General features: G+C 50.9%; 14 protein-coding genes. 6 read left to right on the top strand and 8 right to left on the bottom strand.

Features of this window, described 5'->3' with window-relative positions; translation table 11 throughout:
• Positions 1 to 108: 108 nt before the first annotated feature.
• The 5 genes from carB to C233_RS0105420 all read right to left on the bottom strand — a co-directional run bounded on the left by carB (position 109) and on the right by C233_RS0105420 (position 7328).
• Positions 109 to 3396, bottom strand: a complete 3288-nt coding sequence (gene carB, locus C233_RS0105440; protein WP_018666528.1) for a carbamoyl-phosphate synthase (glutamine-hydrolyzing) large subunit — start codon at positions 3394 to 3396, stop codon at positions 109 to 111.
• A 67-nt stretch (positions 3397 to 3463) separates the two neighbouring features.
• Entirely contained in the window at positions 3464 to 4540 is a 1077-nt protein-coding gene (gene carA, locus C233_RS0105435) for a glutamine-hydrolyzing carbamoyl-phosphate synthase small subunit (RefSeq protein ID WP_018666526.1), read from the bottom strand.
• A 2-nt stretch (positions 4541 to 4542) separates the two neighbouring features.
• On the bottom strand, positions 4543 to 6426 hold the full coding sequence (locus tag C233_RS0105430) for an amidophosphoribosyltransferase (protein WP_018666523.1): 1884 nt from the start codon (positions 6424 to 6426) through the stop codon (positions 4543 to 4545).
• A 24-nt stretch (positions 6427 to 6450) separates the two neighbouring features.
• Entirely contained in the window at positions 6451 to 6684 is a 234-nt protein-coding gene (locus C233_RS0105425) for a hypothetical protein (RefSeq protein WP_018666520.1), read from the bottom strand.
• Between the two features lie 374 nt (positions 6685 to 7058).
• Positions 7059 to 7328: a YtxH domain-containing protein gene (locus tag C233_RS0105420; protein ID WP_018666518.1), complete on the bottom strand. Its 270-nt coding sequence runs from the start codon at positions 7326 to 7328 to the stop codon at positions 7059 to 7061.
• 301 nt (positions 7329 to 7629) lie between these two features.
• On the opposite strand from C233_RS0105420, the gene C233_RS0105415 reads away from it, so the two are divergent.
• From C233_RS0105415 to C233_RS0105405, 3 genes are all read left to right on the top strand, one after another.
• On the top strand, positions 7630 to 8403 hold the full coding sequence (locus tag C233_RS0105415) for a glycerophosphodiester phosphodiesterase family protein (RefSeq protein WP_018666516.1): 774 nt from the start codon (positions 7630 to 7632) through the stop codon (positions 8401 to 8403).
• A 259-nt stretch (positions 8404 to 8662) separates the two neighbouring features.
• Positions 8663 to 9382, top strand: coding sequence for a hypothetical protein (locus C233_RS0105410; protein WP_025068651.1), 720 nt, complete (start codon positions 8663 to 8665; stop codon positions 9380 to 9382).
• 105 nt (positions 9383 to 9487) lie between these two features.
• Positions 9488 to 10780 carry a S28 family serine protease gene (locus tag C233_RS0105405; RefSeq protein ID WP_018666512.1) on the top strand — a complete coding sequence of 431 codons (1293 nt, stop codon included), beginning with the start codon at positions 9488 to 9490 and terminating at the stop codon, positions 10778 to 10780.
• A gap of 242 nt (positions 10781 to 11022) precedes the next feature.
• Here C233_RS0105405 and C233_RS0105400 read toward each other — a convergent pair whose 3' ends face one another.
• Positions 11023 to 12354: a threonine/serine exporter family protein gene (locus C233_RS0105400; RefSeq protein ID WP_018666509.1), complete on the bottom strand. Its 1332-nt coding sequence runs from the start codon at positions 12352 to 12354 to the stop codon at positions 11023 to 11025.
• A gap of 195 nt (positions 12355 to 12549) precedes the next feature.
• Here C233_RS0105400 and C233_RS0105395 point away from each other — a divergent pair, with 195 nt between their 5' ends.
• Positions 12550 to 13272, top strand: a complete 723-nt coding sequence (locus C233_RS0105395) for a DUF6064 family protein (protein ID WP_018666508.1) — start codon at positions 12550 to 12552, stop codon at positions 13270 to 13272.
• Positions 13273 to 13529: 257 nt separating this feature from the next.
• Here the strand turns inward: C233_RS0105395 and gpmA are convergent, their stop codons facing one another.
• Positions 13530 to 14276, bottom strand: a complete 747-nt coding sequence (gpmA, locus tag C233_RS0105390) for a 2,3-diphosphoglycerate-dependent phosphoglycerate mutase (protein ID WP_018666506.1) — start codon at positions 14274 to 14276, stop codon at positions 13530 to 13532.
• Positions 14277 to 14529: 253 nt separating this feature from the next.
• Here gpmA and fldA point away from each other — a divergent pair, with 253 nt between their 5' ends.
• Complete coding sequence (gene fldA / locus C233_RS0105385) at positions 14530 to 15036, top strand: flavodoxin FldA (RefSeq protein WP_018666503.1); 507 nt, start codon at positions 14530 to 14532, stop codon at positions 15034 to 15036.
• Between the two features lie 30 nt (positions 15037 to 15066).
• Positions 15067 to 15435 carry a DUF2023 family protein gene (locus C233_RS0105380; protein WP_034777427.1) on the top strand — a complete coding sequence of 123 codons (369 nt, stop codon included), beginning with the start codon at positions 15067 to 15069 and terminating at the stop codon, positions 15433 to 15435.
• A 144-nt stretch (positions 15436 to 15579) separates the two neighbouring features.
• Here the strand turns inward: C233_RS0105380 and C233_RS0105375 are convergent, their stop codons facing one another.
• Positions 15580 to 18144: a glycosyltransferase family 1 protein gene (locus tag C233_RS0105375; protein WP_018666498.1), complete on the bottom strand. Its 2565-nt coding sequence runs from the start codon at positions 18142 to 18144 to the stop codon at positions 15580 to 15582.
• Positions 18145 to 18183: the final 39 nt, after the last annotated feature.

Genomic DNA, 18183 nt, shown 5'->3' with positions numbered 1-18183 from the left:
CCTCTGTCCTATCCCCGGACGGTACAAAAAAACGGAAGTACCGGAATACAAGGATTGCCCAATCCTATTTATTCCGAGACTTCCGTTTCCGTCTTTACGGCAGGTTCCCTATTTATATTCCTCCCAGGACTTGATAGCCAAATCGTCCGGCGTCATCGTACAGAACGCATTGATAAAGGCGCTTGCCAGCCGGGCATTCGTAATCAGCGGGATATTGAGGTCGATAGCGGCACGGCGTATCTTGTAACCATTATCCAGCTCGCCTGCGGTAAGATTCTTCGGAATATTTACCACCATATCTATCTCTTTCCTATGCAACATATCCAAAGCCTGCGGCTGCATGCCGCACTCGCTCGGCCAGTACACGCGGGTATTCTCCACCCCGTTCTCCGTAAGGAACTTGCTCGAACCGCCCGTCGCAAAAATCCGGTATCCTTTCTTCCGGAGCATGCGGGCGGCCGAAAGCATATCCACCTTCTGTTTCGGCGTACCGGTAGACAGCAGCACATTCTTCTGCGGAATGCGGTAACCCACGGAAAGCATCGCCTTGAGAATAGCACAGGACGTATCGCTACCTATGCACCCCACCTCACCCGTAGACGCCATATCCACCCCCAGCACGGGGTCTGCCTTCTGCAAGCGGTTAAAGGAGAACTGGGAAGCCTTGATTCCCACATAATCGAGGTCGAAAAGATTCTTGTCCGGCTTCCGTACGGGAATACCGAGCATCACCTTCGTAGCCAGTTCGATGAAATTGATTTTAAGCACCTTGCTCACGAACGGGAACGAACGGCTGGCGCGCAGGTTACATTCAATCACCTTGATGTCGTTGTCCTTCGCCAGATACTGGATATTGAACGGACCGGAGATATTCAGTTCGCGGGCAATCTCACGGCTGATACGCTTGATACGGCGTACCGTCTCCACATAGAGCTTCTGCGGCGGGAACTGGATAGTGGCATCGCCGGAATGCACACCGGCAAACTCGATATGCTCGCTGATAGCATACACGATGATTTCGCCGTTCTGTGCCACGGCATCCATTTCCACCTCCTTGGCATGCTCTATGAACTGGCTCACCACCACCGGATGCTTTTTCGATACATTCGCTGCCAGTTGCAAGAAGCGTTCCAGCTCCTCCCGGTTAGAGCAGACATTCATTGCCGCCCCCGAAAGCACGTAGCTGGGACGTACCAATACCGGAAAGCCCACCTTATCCACAAAAGCATCGATATCTTCCAGTGAAGTAAGCGCACGCCATTCGGGCTGGTCTACCCCGATACGGTCCAGCATGGCGGAGAATTTGTCGCGGTCCTCGGCATTATCGATACTCTTGGCGCTTGTTCCGAGAATAGGCACATTCTGCGCGTCGAGGCGCAGGGCGAGGTTGTTCGGTATCTGGCCGCCGGTAGAAACGATTACCCCGTGCGGATTTTCCAGTTCGAGAATATCCATGACACGCTCGAAGGTAAGCTCGTCGAAATACAGACGGTCGCACATATCGTAATCCGTAGACACGGTTTCCGGGTTGTAGTTAATCATAACGCTGCGGTATCCTTCCCTGCGGATAGCATTCAGAGCCTGTACGCCGCACCAGTCGAACTCCACCGAAGAACCGATGCGGTAAGCCCCCGAACCGAGGACAACGATAGATTTGCGGTCGCCCAGGTAATGCACATCGTTGGCAATGCCGCTGTACGTCAGGTACAGATAGTTGGTCTGGGCGGGATATTCGGCGGCAAGCGTGTCTATTTGCTTCACTACGGGCAGAATACCCATGCTCTTACGCAACGCACGTACGGCAAGGATACCGTCCTCGCTATCCATATAACGTTCCAAACCGAGAGCGCGGGCTATTTGCAAATCGGAGAAACCCTGTATCTTGGCTCTGCGCAACAGTTCTTGCGCTGTTTTATCATTCTGAACGGAGCGAAGAATGTCTGCCCCTTGCGTTTTCAAGGAAGCAGTTTCCCCGTTTCGCTCCGAATACTCATGCAACTCCCTGCTGGTATTCATTATGTTCATCAGCTTTTCCAAGAACCAACGGTCTATCTTCGTCAACCTGTGTACCTGGTCTACGGTATATCCGGCTCGGAAAGCCTTGGAAATAACAAAGATGCGCTTATCGGTAGGCTCGCGCAGCGCCTTATCGATGTCGGGGATAACGAGCTCTTTGTTCTCCACGAAACCGTGCATACCCTGCCCTATCATGCGCAACCCCTTCTGGATAGCCTCTTCAAAGGTGCGCCCGATAGCCATGACCTCGCCCACGGATTTCATGCTCGACCCCAATTCCTTGTCTACCCCGTGGAACTTACCCAAATCCCAGCGGGGAATCTTACAGACCACATAGTCCAGTGCCGGTTCGAAGAACGCACTGGTAGTCTTGGTAACGGAGTTCTTCAAGTCGAAAAGCCCGTAGCCCAACCCCAGCTTTGCAGCAACGAATGCCAGCGGATAACCCGTTGCTTTAGAGGCGAGTGCGGACGAACGGCTTAAGCGGGCATTCACCTCGATTACCCGGTAATCCTCGCTTTCCGGGTCGTAGGCATACTGCACGTTGCACTCTCCCACGATACCGATGTGGCGGATGATTCGGATAGCCAGTTCGCGCAGTTTATGATAATCCGTATTGCTCAATGTCTGCGAAGGGGCAATCACGATAGACTCTCCCGTATGGATGCCCAGCGGGTCGAAGTTCTCCATATTGCATACCGTGATACAGTTGTCAAAACGGTCGCGGACAACCTCATACTCCACTTCCTTCCAACCGCGCAACGACTTCTCCACCAGTACTTGTGGGGAGAAAGAGAAAGCCTTTTCTACCAGCACATTCAACTCCTCCTCGTTGTCGCAGAAACCGGAACCCAGTCCGCCGAGCGCATAGGCGGCGCGTACAATGACCGGATAACCCAACTCCGCGGCGGCACGACGGGCATCCGCAGCATTCTCCACCGCCTCGCTCCGGATAGTCTTTACATCGATTTCGTTCAGCTTCCGCACGAATATCTCACGGTCTTCCGTATCGATGATAGCCTGCACGGGAGTACCGAGCACTTTTACTCCGTATTTCTCAAAAACTCCCTCCTTATAGAGCGCCACACCACAGTTCAGCGCCGTCTGCCCGCCGAAAGCGAGCATGACACCGTCGGGACGCTCTTTCTCGATAACCTTCTCTACGAAATAAGGGGTAACGGGCAGAAAGTAAATCCGGTCGGCAACGCCTTCCGAAGTCTGCACCGTAGCGATATTCGGGTTGATAAGGACGGTATGGATACCTTCTTCCTTCAATGCTTTGAGTGCCTGCGAACCGGAGTAGTCGAACTCTCCCGCCTCACCGATTTTCAGTGCGCCGGAACCGAGCAGCAAGACTTTCTTTATATTGTTTTCTTTCATTATATATCCGTTTTTAAAGATATGGTGATAGTATTATCAGAAAACAGCTATCACCGACAAACATGTTTTACCTTAATAATTTCACAAACTCGTCGAACAGGAACTCCGTATCCGTCGGCCCGCTGGCAGCTTCGGGATGAAACTGTGCAGAGAACCAAGGATTACGCTTATGGCGGATACCTTCGTTGGAACCGTCGTTCATATTGATGAAAAGTGGTTCCCAATCTTCCCCCAACGTATCGTTATCCACTGCATAGCCATGATTCTGCGAAGTGATGAAACACCGTTCCGTACCCACCATGCGCACAGGCTGGTTATGGCTGCGATGTCCGTACTTCAGCTTGTATATCCTGGCTCCTCCGGCTTTGGAAAGCAACTGGTTACCCATACAGATACCGAAGATAGGCAGCTTTTCGTTCTTCATCGCCTTGCGGATATTCTGTACGGCGGCATCGCAGGTATCGGGGTCGCCGGGACCGTTGGAAATGAACAGCCCATCGAACTCCAGTCCGTTGAAGTCGTAATCCCAGGGCACACGGATAACCTCCACACCACGTTTCAGGAGGCAGCGGATAATATTTGTCTTGACACCGCAGTCCACAAGCACCACCTTCTTGCCTGCCCCCGCATTATAGCGGATTACCTCCTTGCAACTCACCCTATCCACATAGTTCACACCGGCATAGGCAGCTTCGGGTACGTTGTCCGGCTCGTCGTCGAAGAGGATTTTACCCAACATTACCCCATGCTCGCGCAGTACTTTCGTCAGTTCGCGGGTATCGATACCCGTAATGCCCGGCACTTGCTCACGCTTCAGCCAGTCTTCGAGGCTCTCCACGGCATTCCAATGGCTGTAATTCGCGGAATAATCGCTTACGATAACGGCTTCGGCATGGATGCGTCCACTCTCCATGAATGTAGCCAACCCGTCCGGCTCCATAGTGAAAGGCGGCACGCCGTAATTACCTGCCAGCGGATAAGTGAGCGTCATCAACTGCCCGGCATACGAAGGGTCGGTCAAGCTTTCGGGATAGCCCGACATGGCTGTGTTAAAGACCACCTCTCCTGCCACCGGCTTATCATAACCGAACGACTTGCCGTGAAAGCGGCTCCCGTCGTCGAGGAGTAAAGTTACATTTCTCATATTCAGAATTGATATACTTGTTCTATATAATCGATAAAAGCCGTATTGAGCAGCTTCACGCCGCCCGGCGTGGGATAATCGCCGCTGAAGTACCAGTCGCCCCGGTGCTTGGGGCAGGCTTCGCGCAATCCCTCGAGAGGCTGGTACACAATCTGCACTTTCGCCCTCGTACCCTTCGGCGTCAGGAGTTCCACCATTTTGGCGGAAATCTCCTCGTCGGTAAAGGGAGCGTAGATTTCCTTCACATAGTTCACCATTTGTTCCTTCGGCAACCCCGCCTGTGCCTTGGACTTACGGTAAGCGGAGGCAATGACATCGCGCATCTCGCGTTCTTTCAGCAACTCGATAGCCGCCTTGAAAGCGATGAACTCGCTCATTTTCGCCATGTCGATGCCGTAATAATCGGGATAGCGTACTTGCGGCGACGAACTTACAATCACTATCTTCCGGGGACCCAGGCGGTCGAGGATACCGATGATGCTCTGTTTCAGCGTAGTGCCGCGTACGATACTGTCGTCGATGATAACCAGGTTGTCCGTACCGGGCACAAGGCTGCCATAGGTGATGTCGTACACATGGGCGGCAAGGTCATTGCGGCTGTTGCCCTCGGCAATGAAGGTACGCAGCTTGATATCCTTTACAGCTACCTTTTCGCTCCGTATACGGCGGGACAGGATACGTTCCAGCTCTTCATGGCTGGGATTATGCCCCAAAACGGCAATCTGCTGCACCTTTTCTTCATTGAGATAGTCGTCCAACCCCTGCAACATTCCGTAGAAAGCTACCTCCGCGGTATTGGGAATGAAGGAAAAGACCGTATTGTCCACATCGTAATCTATGGCTTTCAGGATATTGGGCACTAACTTCTCGCCCAACAGTTTACGCTCCTTATAGATATCCGTATCGCTGCCGCGGCTGAAGTAGATACGCTCGAAAGAGCAGGGCTTCACCCCGCGCGGCTTGTTGATTTGCACCGTACGGAGCTTGCCCGACTTATTGATAAGTACGGCCTGCCCCGGCTGGAGCTCTTTAATGCTCTCCACCGGTACGTTGAGCGCCGTCTGTATCACGGGACGTTCGCTGGCAAGCACCGCTATCTCATCGTCCTGGTACCAGAATGCCGGGCGGATGCCCCACGGGTCGCGGACGGCGAATGTCTCGCCGCTGCCGGTAAGCCCGCACATCACGTATCCCCCGTCCCAATCCCTGCTCGACGTGCGCAGCACATTGGCAAGGTCTATATGGTCTTCGATATAGTGCGTAATGTCCATGCCCGTCAGCCCTTCCGCCTCGGCAAGATTGAAAAGACGCTCCACTTCGCGGTCCAGCCGATGCCCTACCTGCTCCAGCATGATGTAAGTATCGGCATACTTGCGCGGATGCTGGCCGATAGCGGTAATGCGTGCGAATATTTCGTCTACGTTCGTCATATTGAAGTTGCCGCAGAGGGCGAGGTTCTTGGCGCGCCAGTTATTCCTCCGGAGAAACGGATGCACGTACGAGATGCCCGACTTACCGGTAGTGGAGTAACGCAGATGCCCCATATACACCTCACCCGCAAAGGGCAATACACGCTTTGCGTAACCGGCATCGTGCAGTTGCTCCTTCGTCAAGTCTTTAAAGTTGCCCTGCACCGTACCGAATATCTCGGTAATGGCGCCCGAACCGAGTGCCCGCTCGCGGAACATATATTCCTCGCCGGGATTGGCCTCTAACTTTACACAAGCCAACCCGGCTCCTTCCTGACCCCGGTTGTGCTGTTTCTCCATGAGAAGATAGAGCTTGTTCAGCCCGTACATCCATGTACCGTACTTTTCTTCGTAATACTCCAGCGGCTTCAGCAGGCGTATCATGGCAACGCCACATTCATGCTTCAGTTGTTCCATTTACTCTATTTACTATTTGACGATTTACAATTTAAAATGCTTTATAAGGAAACCCGGCTGCAAAGGGCTTGCTTTTGCCTGCTTACCCTCCCGGCAAGGGTGTGCGGCCGGACTGTATCCGTACTTCCGCATGCAGTCATGCGGCGGGCAAGCCATTGCAGGAGGAGCATTACTTTCGATGATAAGGTAGTGGATTAGAACGGATATTGCAGAAAGGAAAATATCTTCGGGAGCTATATAACCTGCTATTCCATACATAAGGTATCCATATTTGATTTTGCGTTGCAAAGATATATATTCTCGAGAACATAAAGTTAATCTTTTCCCTATTTATTTATCAAAAGAATAGAGAAAAGATGTATCTTTATCAAAAAGACAAGGAAAGCATTCTTTTAGAAACAAAAGGAATAGTTTATAATTCCAAAGCAAACGGACGGAATACAACGCGAAATCGGAAGAAAACAGAGGGAATTCCCTATCGAATCATAACTTCACATCCGCTACATGCAGATAGTATACAAAACACAAGTGCAGCCGCAGAGCTGGTGGCACATCCCCCCGTAACCGTACGGGATGCACCACCGCCCGTTATGGAGCTGCACCGTTTTCGTGACATCGGGAAAAAGCACCCGCTACTTGGCGTCGCCGGCAAGCGTATGCGCCTTGTTCCTCATATCGTCCGCTTTTTCCGCCACCTTATCCGCCACCTTAGTTCCGGCTTTCAGGGCTTTCTCCTTCGCCGCATCCAGCATCTCTTCCGCTTCTCCGCCTACTTTGTGCAAAGCGCGGTCTACCCGTTCTTTCAACCGTCCGGCTTTTGCCGAGGACGAAAAACGATAAGCTACTGCTCCGAGGACTGTGCCTACTCCCAGGCCAATCCAGAAATGAGAACATCTTTCCATAATCAAGTTTCTGTTTTTAGGGTTAAATATTCGAGTTACGGTTGCAGCCGCATGCCCCGTACCGTACCATGTGCAGGAACACGCTACCGCAAGCTACTTGCAGGTAAGACAACGTAGCCGGCGGAATATGGTTCGGACACGGATTTTATTATTAACAACTATTCATCATTCACCGTAACATGGCAATCCGGTATTAAAAAAAGCTGTAGTACCATAAATGCAACAGTATTTTAATACGCCTCCTATTTCATATTTGCAACGCTTATGCTATCTTTGAAAAGAATAACCAACTCCAAAACCAATGAAATCAAAAAGCCTTATCATCGCTTCCGCCATGCTACTCGCCGTTTGCGGCTATATGCAGGCACAGTCCACCCAAGTCATTGCCCACCGCGGTTTCTGGAAAACCGGCGGCTCGGCACAGAATTCCGTCGCCTCGCTGGTGAAAGCCGACTCCATAGACTGCTACGGCTCCGAGTTCGATGTATGGCTCACCGCCGACAACCGGTTGGTAGTAAACCACGACGCTATCTTCAAAGGAGTGAACATGCAGAAATCCACCGCCCGGCAATGTACCGCCGTCGTACTGGATAACGGCGAGCGGCTCCCCACCCTGCAACAATACCTGGAAAAAGCCAAAGGGCTGAAAACACGCCTTATCCTGGAACTGAAAGCGCACAAAACGCCCGAGCAGGAGACACGTGCCGTAGAAGGTATCGTAAAAATGGTGAAAGGCATGGGGCTGGAGGAGCGAATGGAATACATCACCTTCTCACGCCATGCCACCAAAGAGTTTATCCGCCTCGCTCCCCAAGGGACGCCGGTATATTACCTGGAAGGCGACCTCTCGCCCAAAGAACTGAAAGAATGGGGCTGCGCCGGACCCGACTATCATTTCAGCGTATTCAGGAAACATCCCGAATGGATTGAAGAATGCCACGACTTAGGCATGAAAGTAAATGCCTGGACTGTAAACGACACCAAAGACATGAAATGGCTGATAAGCCGGGGTATAGACTTCATCACCACCAACGAACCCGTGAAATTGCAGGAAATATTACGGCAGAAGCCCTAAGCGGCAGTATATAAAAGTGACAGGAACCAACCGTTTCATCATGCAAATGACGAAGCGGTTTTCTTGTTTCAAAAAAGCGGTAAGATGCAGGCAAGCCCGCCGTCACTGCCGTTTCTCACACGGAAACGACGGTCGGCATGTCATCGCCTTTACGAATATAGTACCATATATTTTTAACCGGAAATGAAATCGTGTATCTTTGCACCGGATAAAAATCCGGACAAGTATACATAAGGAACAGCCCCAAGGGTAAGAATATATGAAAACGATAAACATAAAGTCAGGAATAGCGGCAATAACATTATTATCGGCAGCAATGCCTTTCACAATCAAGGCGCAGGACAAAGTAGAGGCATCGGTAGGTGTAGACATCGTAAGCGGCTACGTGTGGCGCGGCCAGGATTTGGGCGGTGTAAGCCTGCAACCCGGCGTATCGGTTGCCTATAAAGGCTTTTACCTGGAAGCATGGGGCTCGGCAGGTATCGGAAAGACGGATGCCGACGGCTACGATGCCAAAGAGTTCGACTTGGCTTTGGGGTACTCTGCCGGCGGATTCAGTATATCGGTCACCGACTACTGGTTCAATACCGGAGCAGGCTATTTCCACTACGGCGCCCGCAATACCGCCCACCTGTACGAAGTCCAGGCGGGTTATGACTTCGGCGTAGTAGCAGTAAACTGGTACACGAATTTTGCCGGAGCCGACGGTGTCAGGGAGAATGGCCGCAGGGCTTATTCATCTTATATCTCCATAGCCGCTCCCTTCCGGCTGGGCGGGCTGGAGTGGACAGCCGAGGCAGGCGCTACCCCGTGGGAAACGGATTTCTACGGCGCCAGCGGATTTGCCGTATGCGACATCAGCTTAGGAGCCTCAAAAGACATCCGCATTACCCGGTCGTTCTCCCTGCCGCTGTTTGCCAAGGCAACGTGGAACCCGTGTTCGGAAGGTGCATACCTGGTAGTGGGGCTGAGCTTTTGAGGAAGGGGTGCACACCCGGCAGGGCAGGGCTGTTTTTTGTCCTGCCGATAGTTGGCGGAGGAAGAAAATGGGCTATCTTTGTGCCCGATTCTAAACAAACGCATTATGAAAAGCCTACGTACCCATTGTACAGCACTCCTGCTGTTTGCATTGCTGCTACCGGCATCTCTGTCCGCACAGACCGCTTTGCAGCAAAAACTGAGTAAGATTTCCGCTATAACGGAAGTAAAACCGTTGGAGTCCACCGAGTTTTCCGAAAAGTATGTAACCCGTTTCACCCAGCCGCTCGACCACCGCCAACCCGGAAAAGGCAACTTCTGCCAGCGGGTCATTGTTTCGCACGTAGGCTTCGACCGCCCCACGGTTATCGTTACCGAAGGATACGGAGCCGCCTATGCGCTCAATCCCAAGTATCGCGAAGAGCTGTCCAAGCTGCTCGATGCCAATATGATATTCGTGGAACACCGTTATTTCCTCGAATCCACCCCCGAACCCAAGGACTGGCAATACCTCACCGCCGAAAACTCTGCCGGCGACCTGCATGCAGTAACAACGGCATTCAAGGACATCTATCCCGGCAAGTGGATTGCCACCGGCATCAGCAAAGGCGGACAGACCGCCCTGCTGTACCGTACGTTTTATCCGGACGATGTCGATGTATCCGTTCCTTACGTAGCCCCTCTCTGCTATGCGGTGGAGGACGGGCGTCACGAACCGTTCCTCAGGAAAGTATCTACCGGCAAAGACCGCCGAAAGATTACGGACTTTCAGTTGGAAGTGCTGAAACGGAAAACATCCCTGCTACCGCGCTTCGAGAAATATTGTACCGAACAAGGATATAAGTTCCATGCCCCTATCGACGAGATATACGACTATTCGGTACTGGAATACTCGTTTGCACTCTGGCAATGGGGTACTCCGGTAGACAACATCCCGCCGGTTACGGCTACCGACGAGGCGCTTATGGCACATCTGCTGGCTATCAGCGACCCGTCCTATTTCACAGCAGACAGTTCCAACGTCTCTTTCTTCGTACAGGCGGCACGCGAACTGGGTTACTACGGATACGACATCCACCCTTTCAAGAAATACCTCTCTATCAAGTCCGCCAAAGGTTACCTGCACCGCCTGATGCTTCCCGAAGAGCTGAAAGACATGCCCTTCGACAAGACATTAAGCAAGAAAATTACGAAATTCCTGAAAAAGAACGCCCCCAAAATGATATTCATCTACGGAGAAAACGACCCCTGGACGGCAGCAGGAGTTACATGGCTCAAAGGAAAAAAGAACACCCGTGTATTTATCCAACCCGGTGGCAGCCACCTGGCACGTATCGGTACGCTGCCCGAAAAGGAGAAAGCGGAAGTTATAAAGCTGCTGAACGAGTGGTTGCAGTAAATGCGCACATCTCCTTTGTTACCGTTCCGCATAAAAACGGATAGTAAATACCGCCGTACCGGGAGAGAAACCGGAAGCTGAAAATCCTGTATCGGAAACCGCCTTAAAGTAAATCCCCTTGTTCTTGCCCCGCTTATTACAATACGGGACAAAAACAAGGGGATTTACATATCCGGCTGCCTATGAGAAACGGGCTTGCATCCCTCTCGTTTCAGTCGTGGTTTTCAGCCAACGCATCGCAGTCACCATTCCAGGAACTTTCCCCTTTCCCTGCGCTTCTGCAATTCTTCTTTCAGGAAACGCTGCCGGTCTTTAGCGATATAGCGGCGGGCAAAGATATTGGGAACCGCTACCCCCAACGCGATACAGAGGATAATCAGCGAAGCGTTGATACCGTTCGACACGGCAACCGTAACCTCACCTACCACCCCGTGCATATTGATAAGGGCAACCAGGGCACGGTACATCAGCACCCCCGGAATCATCGGGATAACGGAAGGAATAGTGAGCACATGGTTGGGTACATGAAACCAATGGACTGCCTTCACCGCCACCAGGCTCACCACCATAGCTCCCATGAACGAACCGATGACCGGTCCGAGTCCCAGCTCGAAATTGACGAAGTTGCGCGTACATACGGCAAGGATACCGCCCACAGCTACCACCCACAGCAGGCGGCGCTGGATATTGAATATCATGGAGAACCCCATAGCGGATATGGCCGCCGCAATGGCATATATATAGTAGGGGTCATGGGGAACCATACTCAGCTCGCTGAACTTCTTGTCTATCACCACATCTTCCATAGCAAGCAGGCGCATGGCCATTACAATGCCGAAAGCCATGGCACATACCATCAGTACCGTATTGACGGCGCGTACGATGCCCACCTGTATGTAGTTGTCTATCATATCGTCTACGAAGTTTATGATAGGAACACCCGGCACAATGAACAGCGCACAAGCCAGCAACGGATGATACGGAGTGACGGACAGCCCCGTAAAAGTAGTGATATAGGCAAGGCAGGTAGCCACCAGCGCCGCAATGGCAATACTCATATAGAGGTTGATACCGAACTCTATGCAACGTGCACGAACGCGGAAACCGGCAAAGGCTGCAACGGATGCAAATAGAAAAGCAATCCAGTCGCTACCGAACAGCTTGCAGAAGCCGCCGCAGGCAAACCCCGCTCCAATGGCTACAAGGTAAGGGGCATAGTTCCGCTTCTTGTTCCTTATCTTTTCCAGTTCCTCCTCGTACCGGTCGAGCGAATAGTCTTCCTCGATAGCCCGCCAGGAGAGCTTGCTGATTTCGGATATCGCCGTCATATTGATTCCGTGCTTCTCGCACTTCTGGAACTTGGAATAGGAATGCGATTCGTCGCTCAGGTTCACTATAAGCATCGTATAGGTTACGTCGATATGAAGGTTTTCCTCGGGTAATCCCAGATAGGCCGCAACGCGATTCATATTGCGTACGATGCGATTGGTATCGGCTGCACTCTCCACTAATATTTTTCCTGTACGAAGCAACAAATCAAGCTTCCTGCGCAAGATAATTTCTTGTTCAACCATTGTTTTATCCTTCAAACTTTCTACTTACTAATATCTTAATCTTACCCGTGTCCGAAAGGGCGTGCAAAGATAGGCAAAATATAGAAAAGAATTTCATATCTCGCCGGAAACCCATACCTTTGCACGCATTTTTAAAGAAGGGGAACAAACAGCCCCTATTAGAAAACGAATTCGAAAAAACGGAAACCGGTTACAATGGAAACATTCTGGAACACTATCGCACGGTATAATGAGAACACCTGGTGGGCACAGATTATCATCACCATAGCGGGTATCGTACTGACCGTGCTGTTATACCGCAGACCCACCGTAGGGGTAAAACGCTCCATGAAGATATACATGGTATTCCTCAACGGCTGGATAGCCCTGGTGTACTACCTGATGTACTGCGACACACGCAGCTACCACCATATCCTCGCCCTTTTCTGGGGATTAATCGCCTTGATTTGGCTGTGGGACTTGCTTGCCGGCTACACTCCGTTCGAGCGCAATTCCAGATACCGGGTGTTGGTGGGAGTGCTCTATGCGATGCCCTTCCTCTACCCCCTCCTTTCGTGGGCGCGCGGCATGGAGTTCCCCATGATGACGACAACGGTGATGCCTTGCTCGGTAGCCGTATTCACTATCGGGCTGCTGCTGGCTTTCTCCCGCAAGGTCAACCTGCTCGTTATCCTTTTCCTATGCCACTGGGCGCTTATCGCTTTCTCCAAGGTATATGTGTACAAGATACCCGAAGACCTGTTGTTGGCAAGCGCTACCGTACCTGCCATTTACCTGTTCTTCAAGAATTACGTAGCCCAGAACCTGCATAAGGAAACGAAACCGGGCGCCCGCCTCATGAACTGGTTCCTCATTCTGATTTGCATCGTTATCGGGGTCTTACTGAGCATGACCCTTTTCCATGAATTAGGGAAATAGGCAAACCGGTGCGTAATATGCCATTCGTCCTGCGATACCAACTATCCCGCGAATATGATTGGTTTCATATCGCGGGATAGTTTTTTGCATCTTATGAAGCAGTTATTTTCGTTTCGTGAGATAGCTATTTTCATCTCACGAGGCGGATGTTTTCATCCCGTGAGACAAATATTTTCATCTCATAGAACGGATTTTTTCATCTCGTGAGGCAAATACTTTCATCCCGTGGGACGGATTCTCCGTATCCTGCCCACCTGTCATTTCTTTTTGCCCTGATTGGCAACAGCCTCCATTAGCTTCCTGATTTCTTCGGGGTCGCCCAGAAAATAATCGTTCGCCAGGTTCAGTTCATCATCGAACTCGAATACGTACGGTACGGCCGTAGGCAGGTTCAGATGTACGATTTCTTCGTCCGGAATGTGTTTCAGGTGCTTGATGATACCGCGCAGGCTGTTGCCGTGAGCCACTACCAACAGCTCGTCGACTGTCTTTAGGTTCGGGAAGATAACGCATTTCCAATACGGCAGGATGCGTTCAATCGTATCTTTCAGCGATTCCGTACGGGGCAGCTCTGCATCGGGTACTTCCCGGTAGCGGTCTTCAAACCGCGGGTTGCGCACGTCGTCCTCCGCCAGCGCGTGAGGGGCGATGTCATAACTGCGACGCCACACCAATACCTGCTCGTCTCCATATTCGGCAGCAGTCTCCGCCTTGTTCAGCCCTTGCAGTTGCCCGTAATGTTTTTCATTCAGCCGCCACGACTTCTCCACCGGAATCCAGTCTTGGCCGAGGCGGTCGAGCACACAGTTCAACGTCTTTACGGCACGCTTCAAGTACGAGGTATAAGCTCTCCGGAAGCGGAAACCTTTTTCCGCCAACAGTTCCCCGGCTTTCAAAGCCTCGGCAATGCCTTTCTCCGTAAGGTCTACATCCGTCCACCCGGTAAAACGGTTTTCTTTATTCCATTCGCTTTCGCCGTGGCGAAGCAAAACAATTTTTTTCATATCCTATTATCTCCTTTCTGTTTCTATTGGAAACACTTATCCGCCGTACCTTGTTCATATCCGGCGGCAACGCTACAACAGCCGGGAAGCGTTCCGCCTCCCCATTTATAGGTAGATTTAACATCTATATAGTCACTGCAAGCTAACCGGAAATAGGGAGACGCACCAGCCTAAAAGCCCTACAAATAGGTATTTCACCATAGCCTGCAAAGCCTTTACTTTGCAGCAAACAAACTTAATTACATTAGTTACAATGAAGAAAATAGGTGTTTTTTATGGTTCCAGTACCGGAACATGCGAAGATTTGGCTAATCAGATAGCCGATAAAATGGGGGTTTCCCAATCCGATGTATATAGTGCAGACAAACTCACTGCGGATTTAGTGAAAGAATACGACCTGCTGATTATAGGTACTTCCACCTGGGGCGACGGTGAGTTGCAGGACGACTGGTACGACGGTGTAAAAGTACTGAAGGCAGCCGACTTGTCGTTCAAGAGCGTTGCTCTGTTCGGTTGCGGCGATTCCGAGTCTTACTGCGATACTTTCTGCGACGGCATGGGAATCCTTTACGAAGATTTGAAAGACAGCGGATGCAGCTTCATAGGCAACAAGGTCAGCACGGACGGTTACTCGTATTCTTCTTCTATCGCCGTAGTCGACGGTGCATTCGTAGGCCTCGCCCTCGACGAAGTGAACGAGAGCGACAAAACAGCCGAACGTATCGACGCCTGGACAGCAGAGCTTAAAAGTAAAATTTAAATTTCAACCTGATTTTTATTGCATGTGTTTATGAGAATATCATCCCCCGACATTTTGCCCGCAGACCTGAAAGTTTTTCTCAACCATGTTTATGAGTTCAAGAAAGGAGTCCGTCAAATGGTTCTATACACGGTAAACCGTAAATACGAAGAATTCGCCATAGCCCGTCTGAAAAGCCAGAAGATTGAGTTCCTGATTCAGCCTGTAGACAAGTATAAAATCAATCTGTTCTTTGGCAGGCCGGAGTGTATACACGCTATCCGGTGTATGGTGACAAGGCCTTTGAACCAGTTGACACCCGAAGAGGACTTTATACTCGGAGCAATGTTGGGGTATGATATTTGTGCCCAGTGCGAACGCTATTGTGCCCGGAAAAACAAGTGCGCCACAAGTGCGTGAGCGAAAATAGCCATAATCCGGGCACAAAAAACAAGACCGTCCGTTTACCCGAAACGGACGGTCTTTCTGCATCATACGGATGATGCGTTCAGTACTGGCAGATGATGCGTTTCAAGCGAACGCATCATCTGTTTTTATATGTTCTCAGATGAACCAGCGAACATAACAGAAGTCCTGACGGTGAGGCAGGTCTGCATTCTTCGGGAACATACGGTAGGCTACCTTGAAACTACCTGCATTCTCCAGTTTGTGTTTCACCTGGAATGTGTAGAGGTTGCCCTCTTTCTTCACTACACTGAACGGCTCAACGGAATAAATGTGTTGCTTGCCGTCCTGTGCGGTATAGGTAGTTACCAGTTCCAGACCGATAGCATCGTTCAGTCCTTTCTCGTCGATAACGTATGTAATGGTGTATTCCTTACCGCTTTCGATAGAGCCTTTCACCAGTTCTTCCGTCTTTTCGCAAGATACGACTTCGATGCTGTCCCACTTGGCTACTACTTCTTCCTTCCATGCGGCAATTTCCTTTGCCTTGGCATAGTCGTTGGCAGCCAGTGTCTTAAAGCGTTTAGCTTCCTTGATGTAGAACTTGTTATAGTAATCGTCCAGTTGGCGCTTCATTGTGTAATGCGGTGCAATCTGTGCGATAGAGTTCTTGATAGTTCTTATCCAGCCTTCGGAATATCCCTTCTTGTTACGTGCATAGAACAACGGCAGGATTTCCTGTTCGAGTATGCTATAAATGGTAGCGGCATCCAGTTGGTCTTGGTATTCCTGGTTCTGGTAGGTACGCTTTTCCGTCAACGCCCAGCCTGCGCCTTCGCGGTAGCCTTCCAGCCACCAGCCGTCGAGTACGGAGAAGTTTACGACACCGTTCATCAGCGCTTTCTCGCCGGAGGTTCCGGATGCTTCGAGCGGACGTGTCGGGGTATTCAGCCAGATATCCACGCCCGATACGAGGCGGCGTGCCAACTGCATATCGTAGTTTTCGAGGAAGATAATCTTGCCCAGGAACTCGGGACGGCGGGAGATTTCGATAATTCTCTTAATCAGCCCCTGGCCTGCGCCGTCGTGCGGGTGAGCCTTACCGGTGAACAGGAACTGTACCGGATAATCGGGATTGTTCACAATCTTGGACAGGCGTTCCAGGTCGGTGAACAGCAGGTGTGCACGCTTGTAAGTGGCGAAACGGCGTCCGAAACCTATCAGGAGCGCATTCGGGTTAATCTTGTCCAACAGTGATACCACGCGCGAAGGGTCACCTTGGTTGTTCAACCATGTCTTGCGGTATTCCTTGCGAACGTAGTCTATCAGTTTGTTCTTCATAGCCATACGCGTCTTCCATATTTCCTCGTCGGCTACATTATAGATTGCTTCCCAAATCTTAGGATTGGACTGGTCGTACCAGAAGTTCTCATCGAAGTGTGCGGCATAGAGCTGTTTCCATTCCGTAGCGCTCCATGTGGGGAAGTGTACACCGTTGGTAACGTAACCTACGTGCATTTCTTCCGGGAAGTAGCCTTTCCAGATAGGAGCGAACATTTCCTGGGATACTTTTCCGTGCAGCCAGCTTACGCCGTTCACTTCCTGGGAAGTGTTGCAGGCGAATACGGACATACAGAAGCGTTCGCCCTTGTCGCCCGGATTGTTGCGGCCGAGGTCCATAAGGTCGTCCCAAGTGATGCCCATTTTGGCAGGATAGCCGCCCATATACTTACCGAAGAGGCCTTCATCGAAGTAGTCGTGGCCGGCAGGAACCGGAGTGTGTACGGTATATAAAGAAGAGGCACGCACCAATTCGATAGCCTGGTCGTATGTCAGGCCTTCGGCTACGTAGTCGCAGATGCGCTGTACGTTAATCAACGCCGCGTGTCCTTCGTTGCAATGATATACGTCTTTCTTGATACCTAATTTCTTCAAAGTGAGGATACCGCCGATACCCAGCAGGATTTCCTGCTTCAAACGGTTCTCCCAGTCGCCGCCGTAAAGCTGGTGGGTGATAGAACGGTCGAACTCGCTGTTCAGCTCGTTATCCGTATCGAGCAGGTAGAGGGAGATACGTCCTACGTTCACTCTCCAAAGGTAGGCGTGTACGTAGTAATCCAGGTAAGGTACGTCTACAATGACCTGCTTGCCGTTTTCATCCAATACGCGGTCGATAGGCAACTGGCCGAAGTTCTGGGCTTCGTAGTTGGCAATCTGCTGTCCGTCCATAGCCAGTGTTTGGGTGAAATAGCCGTAACGGTACAGGAAACCTACGGCGCACATGTCTACATTGCTGTCGGAAGCTTCTTTCAAATAGTCGCCGGCAAGTACGCCCAGACCACCGGAATATATCTTAAGTACGTGATTCAATCCATACTCCATACTGAAATAGGCAACGGAGGGACGGTTGCTGTCTGGTTTCACGTCCATATAATTACGGAACTTGGCGTATACGTCTTCCATTCTGCGCAAGATAACCTTATCTTTTGCAAGAGCTTCGAGCTTGGCATAGCTCATACGTTCCAACAGCAGGACAGGGTTCTGTCCTACTTCTTTCCAGAGTGCAGGGTCAAGGTCTCTAAACAGTTCGGTGGCTTCATAGTTCCATGCCCACCAAATGTTTCGTGCAAGTTCGGATAATTTCTCCAATTCAGCAGGGATGTGAGATTTAACGTTCACATCTTTCCAGTTCGGAGTGTTTACATTACTAACTTTAATCTTCATTGTATGATTACTTGATTGATTAATATAATTCTTTTCCTG

The sequence above is a fragment of the Bacteroides gallinarum DSM 18171 = JCM 13658 genome (assembly GCF_000374365.1).
GTDB lineage: Bacteria > Bacteroidota > Bacteroidia > Bacteroidales > Bacteroidaceae > Bacteroides > Bacteroides gallinarum.
The sequence above is the reverse complement of the archived record's forward strand: the minus strand, read 5'-3'. Positions and strand labels throughout refer to the sequence as shown.

Coding starts and splice junctions, on each gene's coding strand:
- carB (WP_018666528.1), bottom strand. CDS start 3,396: ATGAAAGAAAACAATATAAAGAAAGTCTTGCTGCTCGGTTCCGGCGCA.
- carA (WP_018666526.1), bottom strand. CDS start 4,540: ATGAGAAATGTAACTTTACTCCTCGACGACGGGAGCCGCTTTCACGGC.
- C233_RS0105430 (WP_018666523.1), bottom strand. CDS start 6,426: ATGGAACAACTGAAGCATGAATGTGGCGTTGCCATGATACGCCTGCTG.
- C233_RS0105425 (WP_018666520.1), bottom strand. CDS start 6,684: ATGTATGGAATAGCAGGTTATATAGCTCCCGAAGATATTTTCCTTTCT.
- C233_RS0105420 (WP_018666518.1), bottom strand. CDS start 7,328: ATGGAAAGATGTTCTCATTTCTGGATTGGCCTGGGAGTAGGCACAGTC.
- C233_RS0105415 (WP_018666516.1), top strand. CDS start 7,630: ATGAAATCAAAAAGCCTTATCATCGCTTCCGCCATGCTACTCGCCGTT.
- C233_RS0105410 (WP_025068651.1), top strand. CDS start 8,663: ATGAAAACGATAAACATAAAGTCAGGAATAGCGGCAATAACATTATTA.
- C233_RS0105405 (WP_018666512.1), top strand. CDS start 9,488: ATGAAAAGCCTACGTACCCATTGTACAGCACTCCTGCTGTTTGCATTG.
- C233_RS0105400 (WP_018666509.1), bottom strand. CDS start 12,354: ATGGTTGAACAAGAAATTATCTTGCGCAGGAAGCTTGATTTGTTGCTT.
- C233_RS0105395 (WP_018666508.1), top strand. CDS start 12,550: ATGGAAACATTCTGGAACACTATCGCACGGTATAATGAGAACACCTGG.
- gpmA (WP_018666506.1), bottom strand. CDS start 14,276: ATGAAAAAAATTGTTTTGCTTCGCCACGGCGAAAGCGAATGGAATAAA.
- fldA (WP_018666503.1), top strand. CDS start 14,530: ATGAAGAAAATAGGTGTTTTTTATGGTTCCAGTACCGGAACATGCGAA.
- C233_RS0105380 (WP_034777427.1), top strand. CDS start 15,067: ATGAGAATATCATCCCCCGACATTTTGCCCGCAGACCTGAAAGTTTTT.
- C233_RS0105375 (WP_018666498.1), bottom strand. CDS start 18,144: ATGAAGATTAAAGTTAGTAATGTAAACACTCCGAACTGGAAAGATGTG.